This window comes from Stenotrophomonas sp. STEN023, from assembly GCF_056760135.1.
In genome coordinates this window covers 104,227-112,500 of record NZ_JBRREF010000002.1, presented here as the reverse complement: position 1 = coordinate 112,500, position 8,274 = coordinate 104,227, and the positions used below count along the sequence as shown (strand labels likewise).

The 8,274-nt window shown below is 64.4% G+C and carries 7 protein-coding genes (1 of these 7 only partly in view); 4 read left to right on the top strand and 3 right to left on the bottom strand.

Features of this window, described 5'->3' with window-relative positions; translation table 11 throughout:
• Together ACVOLV_RS00965 and ACVOLV_RS00960 are read left to right on the top strand one after the other, a co-directional pair.
• On the top strand, nucleotides 1-219 hold the 3' portion of the coding sequence (locus tag ACVOLV_RS00965) for a hypothetical protein (RefSeq protein ID WP_481552749.1). 156 nt of this gene lie to the left of the window's left edge; the window shows 219 of its 375 coding nt (coding positions 157-375); the start codon falls outside the window, past its left edge; its stop codon occupies nucleotides 217-219.
• Between the two features lie 500 nt (nucleotides 220-719).
• Nucleotides 720-1,910 (top strand): benzoate/H(+) symporter BenE family transporter, encoded by a 1,191-nt coding sequence (locus tag ACVOLV_RS00960; protein WP_481552748.1) that lies wholly within the window; start codon nucleotides 720-722, stop codon nucleotides 1,908-1,910.
• A gap of 77 nt (nucleotides 1,911-1,987) precedes the next feature.
• Here the strand turns inward: ACVOLV_RS00960 and ACVOLV_RS00955 are convergent, their stop codons facing one another.
• From ACVOLV_RS00955 to ACVOLV_RS00945, 3 genes are all read right to left on the bottom strand, one after another.
• A complete protein-coding gene (locus tag ACVOLV_RS00955; RefSeq protein ID WP_481552747.1) occupies nucleotides 1,988-2,701 on the bottom strand; it encodes a GYF domain-containing protein in 714 nt (237 codons plus the stop codon).
• Nucleotides 2,702-2,789: 88 nt separating this feature from the next.
• Nucleotides 2,790-4,949: a lytic murein transglycosylase gene (locus tag ACVOLV_RS00950; protein WP_481552746.1), complete on the bottom strand. Its 2,160-nt coding sequence runs from the start codon at nucleotides 4,947-4,949 to the stop codon at nucleotides 2,790-2,792.
• A 300-nt stretch (nucleotides 4,950-5,249) separates the two neighbouring features.
• On the bottom strand, nucleotides 5,250-5,648 hold the full coding sequence (locus ACVOLV_RS00945) for a YchJ family metal-binding protein (protein ID WP_481552752.1): 399 nt from the start codon (nucleotides 5,646-5,648) through the stop codon (nucleotides 5,250-5,252).
• Between the two features lie 88 nt (nucleotides 5,649-5,736).
• Between ACVOLV_RS00945 and ACVOLV_RS00940 the strand changes: the two genes are divergently transcribed.
• Both ACVOLV_RS00940 and ACVOLV_RS00935 read left to right on the top strand, forming a co-directional pair.
• Nucleotides 5,737-6,516: a sulfite exporter TauE/SafE family protein gene (locus ACVOLV_RS00940; RefSeq protein WP_481552745.1), complete on the top strand. Its 780-nt coding sequence runs from the start codon at nucleotides 5,737-5,739 to the stop codon at nucleotides 6,514-6,516.
• Between the two features lie 95 nt (nucleotides 6,517-6,611).
• The gene (locus ACVOLV_RS00935) at nucleotides 6,612-8,243 is read left to right on the top strand and encodes an EAL domain-containing protein (RefSeq protein ID WP_481552744.1); all 1,632 of its coding nucleotides are present in this window, start codon (nucleotides 6,612-6,614) and stop codon (nucleotides 8,241-8,243) included.
• The last annotated feature ends 31 nt before the right edge of the window (nucleotides 8,244-8,274 follow it).

The following is an 8,274-nucleotide window of genomic DNA, read 5'->3' as shown; positions in this document are numbered from 1 at the left end:
AAGAACTTCGAATCGGGCCTCAGCGCCTTCTTCGTAGGCTGCGACGTTTCCGTCGTAGCGAGCCGCCCATTATATGGCGGCTTTTCTGCTTCGTCAACACCTTTTGAGAGGCTGTTGACTTGGCGGCTTCAGCGCTGGCCCGAAGGCTTTTCGTCGAAGCGAGCCGCCTATTATGGCAGGCTTTTTGTTTCCGTCAACACCCTGTTTCGAGGCTGGTGACGTCGCTTCTTGGTGTCGGTCACTGCTGTGATCGGCGCCGTGAAGCGAGGAGGTGGATTCTAGACATCTTTGTGAAAATCGCAATCACTTTTTGTTGCAGAGCGGCAAATCGGGGATTGGGGCCAGAGTTGGCAAAGTGCCGGGGGTGCCGGGGTTGGGTTTTGCTCTTTGTGCCTCTTTGCACGCGCTCCCAAGCGCAGATCAGGAGCTTGGACGAGTTCGCTGTCGACTTGCTGTTCTGGTGCTTGCTGGACGACTGGTCCGGTACTGAGCTGCTACATGGCAGTGCTAAGAGCTGCCCTCACCCCAACCCCCGCTCCGCGCCCCGGCCCTTACGCTGGCGCAAGGGCGTTCGATGGGCAGCGAACCAATGGTTCGCAAGCTGCCCCTCTCACCCCGTAAACGGGAGAGGGGCTATTACTCCGCCTACCTTTGTCTGGGACCGTAGAGCGGCTTGCTGGGCCACAATGCGGGTTGATCCGTCGCACCCCTCTATATAGATGACCAATCCGGCTCCGCGTTCGTTCTTTCGTGATCTCTCGTTGCCTGCGGTGGTTGCCGGCTTCATTACGGTGCTGGTGGGCTTTGCCAGTTCGGCGGTGATCGTGTTCCAGGCCGCGCAAGCCGTTGGTGCCGGGCAGGCCGAGATTGCGTCGTGGATGTGGGCGTTGGGCATCGGCATGGGTGTGACCTGTATTGGTCTGTCGCTGCGCTATCGGGTGCCGGTGGTGACAGCCTGGTCGACCCCGGGCGCGGCGATGCTGGTGGTCGGGGCGACCACGCTGCCGCTGTCCGATGCGATCGGTGCGTTCGTGCTGGCCGCGTTGCTGGGCACGGTGGCCGGTTTCTCGGGGGTGTTCGAGAAGGCGATGCGGCGGATTCCGGTGTCGCTGGCCTCGGGCATGTTGGCCGGTGTGCTGCTGCGCTTTGGCCTGGATGTCTTCGTATCGGTGAACACCCAGCCGTTGTTGGTACTGCTGATGTTTGCCACCTACCTGCTGGGCCGGCGCTGGCTACCGCGCTATGCGGTGATTGCGACCTTGCTGGTGGGGGTGGCGATCGCCAGTGGCAAGGGGTTGATGCATATGGAACAGGTGCAGCTGCAGATGGCGCTGCCGGTGTTCACCATGCCGACGCTGTCGTGGGCGGCGCTGTTCGGCATCGCCCTGCCCTTGTTCATCGTCACCATGGCCTCGCAGAACGTGCCGGGCGTGGCGGTGTTGAAGGCCTCTGGCTATGACGCGCCGATATCGCCGGTGATCGGTTGGATCGGCGTGGTCAATACCGCCCTGGCACCATTCGGTGGCTATGCCTTGAACCTGGCGGCGATCACCGCGGCGATCTGCATGGGCCGCGATGTGCACGAGGACCCGGCGCGGCGCTACACCGCGGCAGTGAGTGCTGGCGTGTTCTATATCGTGATCGGCTTGTTCGGGGCAACGGTGGCGGCGGTGTTCGCGGCGTTCCCCAAGGAGCTGATTGCGACGCTGGCCGGCATCGCCCTGCTCGGCACCATCGGCAACAGTCTGGCGGTGGCGCTGAAGGAAGAGGCCGAGCGCGAGCCAGCGCTGGTGACCTTCCTGGTGACGGCATCGGGATTGTCGATGGCGGGTATTGGCTCTGCGTTCTGGGGCTTGGTGGCCGGTGTGATCACCTTGCTGGTGCTGCGCCGACCTGCGCCGCTGCGCTGACACAAGCTAAAGCTTGCTGCAGCACCATCCTGCTTGAAGGCCAGTGCCTGCCCGCGAAGGGCGGGCACTGAGAGACATCATGCAATCGCGGCTGCAATCAATAGATTGATACCCACCAAAACAACAATGCCAATCACCACGGCGGCACCATTGGTGCCACCGCGCAGTCGCAACTGCGCCCGTAAAGCATGCGCACCGCCAGTATTGGCAGCCGTCGCCTGCTGGATCTCCTTCTGCACATGCTTCAGGTAGAACGTATTACCCAAAGCACCTGCAACCGCAGCTATGCCGATGTTAGTGCTGGATCCGACGACATCCGGGACGCCCAGCAGAGCCAACACCGTTGCAAGCGCCATGGATCCGCCTGCCCACATCGCAGCGAGCCCATACATCTTGCGATAGAGCATCCACATCACGCCGAAAAAAAACGCTGGCCAATGCCAGGTGCCATTGCCATTGGGCTGCCTCTCATCCAAACGCCATTTCTTCCGATACTTGTCGAAGTTGTTGCCGACAAAGTCGGCGTAGGGCTTCAACTTATCGTCCAACTCAAGCGCTGGCGCGGTGATGCCGCTGGCCGATGCGGCGTAAGGATTGCCTCCCGCCGGCTCCGGCCAGGCCAGTTCCAGCGCGAAGTCCTGCACTGGCTGCCATTGCTCCATGCCCGCACGCCATACCAGCGCCGACGGCGCCAGCCCACCCTCGGCAAACAGCTGCTTCATCTGCGCGGTGGCGAATGGACCCTGCCGCTCGTGCTGGGCGTCGGTGTAATACCACTGGGTATTCGGCATGCTTTCTTCCTTGATGGAACAACTACTGCCCTCATGGCAGCGGGATTGACACTAGTCCGCGCGCGTACGCCTCACAACGGGATTTCACTCAAAGTGGTTTGACCTCGAATACCTGCTTGAGTGTGTGGCGTCCGCCGGGAGCCAGTTCGATCACGTCAGGGCCGGCATTGGCAGCCTCCACGCAGACGTAGTTGCGCCACGCTGCACCGATGTCGTCCATCTTTGCAGCACCGGCTTCGCCGGCATTCCAGACCACGGCGGTGCGGCTGCCGCTGGTGCTGATGTCGATGGCCCGCTTGAAACCCGGGTCGCGCAGCACGTAATGGCCACCGGCCTGGGTGTAGAGGCGGTCGCTGCGGCCCGGATCGCGCGGGTCGCGCAGGTTCCAGTCGCCCTTCTGCACGTGGGCGTTGCCGCTGTCGAGCTTGTCCAGGTAGGTGAGCCCATCCAGTCCGGTGACATCCACTTTCAAGGCATCGCTGACGTTGAAGTAGTTGTGCAGGGCCTGGGTGAAGCTGGTCGCCTGGCTGCCGGTGTTCTCGGTGATCAGCTCCTGCTCCAGGGTGCGGCCGATGCGCACCACCATCTGCAGGCGCAGCCCGAGGTTGTCCATCGGCGGCGGTGCAAGGGTCACCACCATGCTGCCATCGGCTTCGCGACGGGCGTCGCGCAGCTCCCAGGCGACAGTGCGCACGAAACCATGCGCAGGCACGTCGTTGCCCTGCCCTTGCCGCGAGAAGTACGGCCAGCACACCGGCGCACCACCACGGATGGGCGTGGGCGGTTGCTTGGCGCTGGGCGAAAGCCACATCACGTCCTGGCCGCCATTGGGCACGAAGGACAGCAACTGCCCACCGAACACGCTGATGGCCGCGGTGGAGAACGGGGTTTCCACCTTCCAGGCGGTGAAGCCCTTGAAGTCGCCTGTGCTCAGGCCCTGCACATCCTTCATTGAAACGCTGCTCCGTACGATCGGTGATTGGACAAGTTGCTGGTAGTTGGGCGGCAGCTGGAACGCCGTTGGCTGCGCCGGCTTGGCGCTGCGCAGCGCCTGCAGGATGCGGCTGCCGGCGCGGCCATCGGCATCCTTCCAGCCGAGGCGCTGCTGTTCCACCTGGATGGCGCGGCGGGTGGCGGTGCCGACCATGCCGTCGGCGCTGCCGATATCGTGGCCACGTGCGAGCAGCAAGGTCTGCAGTTCACGACGCTCATCGCGGCCGATACCTGGATCATCGGTAGGCCAGGCCGCGCTCAGACCGGTGCCGCCGCGTAGGCGGTCGGCCAAGGTGGCGATCGCCAGCGCGTAACTCTCGGCGGCGTTGTAGGAGTAGATCGCGTCGTAGTTACGGAACACCAGCAAGGCCGGGCCCTTGGCACCGGCCGGCAGCAGCAAAGCGGCATTGCTGTCGTCGGCGATAGCCGACGCCTGCAGCGGTTTGCCGTCCGCCAGGGTGATGCCCAGCGCGCGCCAGTCCGCCAATGGCTTGCGCTTGGTGCGGCCAGCGAGCGCGGCGTTGAAATTGGCCGGGATGCGGACTTCCACGCCCCACGGCTGGCCGGTGCGCCAACCGGACTGCTTGAGATAGTTGGCGGTGGAGGCCAGCGCGTCAGGGATGCTGGCGACCAGATCACGGCGGCCATCGCCGTCGCCGTCCACGGCAATGCGGGCATACGTCGACGGCATGAACTGGGTGTGGCCGAAGGCGCCGGCCCAGGAGCCGGTCAGGCCAGTCGGGTTCAAGTCGCCCTTGTCGATCAGCTTGAGCAGGGCCAGCAGTTCGCCCTTGAAGAAGGGCTGGCGGCGGCCGTTGCAGGACAGGGTGGCGAGGGACTGCAACAACGGGCGCTTGCCGAACACGCGGCCGTAATCGCTCTCCACACCCCAGACCGCGACGATGGTGGCCGGATCAACGCCATATTGGGCGCTGACCTGATCCAGCAGCACGCGGTGCTGGCTGAGCAGCGCGCGGCCATCGGCGATGCGGCGGCTGTCGACCAGCGAGGCCAGGTAATCCCATATGGGGGTGGTGAATTCAGGCTGCGCATCGAGCAGCGGCAACACGCTCAGATCGGGAGTGATGCTGCTGAAAACCTGATCGAACTTCTCGCCGTTGATGCCCTGGGCGACGGCGGCGGTCTTGAGCGAGGCACCGCAGCTGCCGAAGTCGGTGATCGCGGCGTTGGCTGAGAAGGCCAGCGTGAGCGCGGCCAGCGTGGTGCCTGCACGCAGCAGGTTGATCGGGTTCATCCATACGCTCCTTGCACTGGAGCTTGATGATAAGCGGTGTGGGTGTGTGGTTGCGGTTGGTTCTGCTTGGTTGTGGGAGCGGCGTGAGCCGCGATGCTGGGGATGGTTGAGGGCTGCGAAGAGCCAATGGCACCCCTCCCCAGCCCTCCCCTGCGCTGCGCGCAAGGGAGGGAGCGGAAGCGTAGTGCCGAGCCATGCTCGGCAGAGGCTTCACCGGCAAAGCCCCAGCCGAGCGTGGCTCGGCTCTACCTATGGATTCCTGCTATCTGCCTTCCCCTGCGCTGCGCACAAGGTAGGGGGCTAGGTGCCGGCGGCGTCGAGGTAATACCAGCGGCCGTCGATGCGTTGGAAACGGCTGTGCTCGACCATCTTTACCGCGCTGCCGCCGCCTACGCGGTAGCGGGCGGTGAACTCGACTTCTGCGGTGTCTTCGCCGGTGACTGCATGACGCTGCACGCTCAGGCCCAGCCATTGCGTGCGCTGGCCCGGGGCATCGTCCAGCGACAGCGTTGCCGGACGGGTGTCCGGGTGCCAGCTGGCGAGCAGGTAATCGACGTCCTTGATCACATAGGCGCTGTAGCGCGAACGCATCAGCGACTCGGCATCCGGTGCGGCCTGGCCGGCGTGGTAGCGGCCACAGCAGCCGGCGTAGGTCTGGTCCCGGCCGCAGGGACAGGAAGATGTGGGAGATATCTGCATCCGCGCATTTTCATCCACGCAGTCCACGGTTCCAAGCGATTCGCCGCTGCGCTGAGCGTATGCTGTCGCGCCCTGCGCCGGAGTTGCCATGCTGGAGTTGATTCCACCCGAATTGCCGTGGCTGCTGGTCATTGCCTTCATCGCGGGGCTGGTGGACGCGGCAGTCGGCGGTGGTGGCTTGATCCAGCTGCCCGGTTTGTTCACTGCGCTGCCGCAGCAGACGCCAGCAGCCTTGCTCGGCACCAACAAGTTCAGCTCGGTATTCGGCACCGGTGCCTCGGCGCTGCGCTATGCGCGCGCGGTGCGTTTCCCATGGCGGCCGGTATTGCTGGCGGCCGCCGCGGCGTTTGCGTTCTCCTTCCTCGGTGCAACCGCAGTGACCCTGCTGTCCAAGGAGGCGGTGCGGCCCTTGGTGCTGACCCTGCTGATCGTGATGCTGGGCTATACGCTGGCCAAGAAGGATTTCGGCGCACTGCACCGGCCGCGCGAGGTTGGCCGCCGCGAATTGCTGATCGCGCTGGCAATGGGCGGGGTTATCGGTTTCTACGATGGCTTCTTCGGGCCGGGCACCGGCAGCTTCCTGATCTTCCTGTTCGTGCGCTTCTTCGGGCTGGACTTCCTGCGCGCCTCGGCCGCCTCCAAGGTGGTCAACCTGGCAACCAATGTCGCGGCATTGTCGTTCTTCGTGCCCAGCGGCAACGTGCTGTTGGCGTTTGCGGTGCCGATGGCGGCGGCCAACGTGCTGGGCGCGGTGACCGGCACCCGGCTCGCCCTGCGTGGCGGCACCCCATTGATTCGCAAGCTTTTTGTGGTGCTGGTGGTGGTGCTGATCGCACGCATGGCCTGGGATACGTTCAGCGCGGCGTGAAGCTGCCCTGCACATAGCTAAACTTCGGCCACTGGAAATTCTTGACGTACATCACATAGTGGTGCAGTAAGAAGCCAACCGGGGATGGCGCATCCATGAGCAAACGTTATCGAATCGCTGCGTTGCTGCTGCTCGCCGCAGCGATACTCGCCTGTGTGCCGGTGCTGTATTCACTGCACCAGGCGCGCAAACAGGCCATCCGCGAAAAGTACGTGTTGCTCGATGACGTCTCCACGAGCATTCGCCGCGAGGTCGCCGGCACCATCGGCGTGATCGAGCGCCTGAGTGCGGAGATGCGCAGCAGCGGCGATGCCCCCTGCAGCCCGGCCGGGCTGCTGCGCATGCAGCGTTTCGGCATCAGCTCGCACATCGTCAAAAGCACCCTGTACCTGCAGGACGGCAAGGTGGTCTGTTCCTCCGGCGGTGCACTGATGCAGCAGATCGCGCTGCCACCCAACCCGTTGCGTGCAGCGGACGGCGTGCTGGTCTACACCCAGGTACAGGTGCCGGGTCTGCCCGGGCACGAGTACGTGATACTGGAGAAGGATGGCTACGCCCTGCTGGTCTACCCGGATGGGCTGATCTCCCCGTTTGCCCGCCCCGATCTGTCACTTGGCCTGTTCAACAGCATGGACGGCCGCTATGCCGCGCGTCAGGGCACCTTGCTGCCGCGCTGGACCACGACCACGGCGGACAAGAACCACGACGGCCACTTCACCGATGCCGAGGCTGGCTACCTGGTGGTGCGCCGCGTACTGCGCCCCGGTGGCACCGGGGTGATCGTGGCCACGCCACTGGCCACGATTGATACGCGCATGGCCCAGTTCGCCCATTGGTTCATCCCGATCGGCATCGTCGCCGGGCTGGCGGTGCTGGGCATGGCGCTGGTGATGATCCGCCGGCAATGGTCGACCCGTGCCGAGCTGTTGCGTGCCATCAACAAGGGCCACTTCTTCCTGGTGTACCAGCCGGTGTTCTGCCTGCAGGACGACACCTGCATCGGCGCCGAGGCGCTGCTGCGCTGGGAGCACGAAGACGGCACCGTGGTTCCGCCCGACCGCTTCATTCCCTTTGCCGAGGATGCCGGGCTGATCCAACTGGTCACCCGCCGGGTATTGGAGCTGGTGGTGCAGGACCTGAGCGGCTTCTTTCGCCAGTACCCGCGCTTCCGCCTCGGCGTGAACCTGTCGCCGCGGGACCTGCAATCGATGGACACCCCGCAACTGCTGGCGGATATGCAGCGGGCCATCGGTACAGGCAACGGCCAGTTCGTGGTGGAAGCCACCGAACGCGGCCTGTTGGAGGAAACCAGCGCGCAGGATGTGGTGGCGGCGATCCACGCGCTGGGCATCGAGATCGCCATCGACGACTTCGGCACCGGCTATTCCAGCCTCGCCTATCTGACCACCTATCCATTCGACATCCTCAAGGTGGACAAGAGCTTCACTTCCACCGCCTGCACCGAAGCGGTCACCAGCCAGGTCGCCACCCATATCATCGAGCTGGCATCCAGCCTGGGCATGCAGACGCTGGTGGAGGGCATCGAGAGCCAGGAGCAGGCCGACTTCTTCCGCAGCAGGGGCGTGCTGTACGGGCAGGGCTATTTCTTCGCCCGCCCGATGCGCGCCAATGACCTGAGCGCGTTCGTGCCATTGCACACGTATCCGGGCCAGCATGCAGCGCGGCCGCCGTCCGAAAAACACGAATCCGCCACCACACCGGATTGATCCCGCGCAATGCGCCTGCAAGGCAAACGCG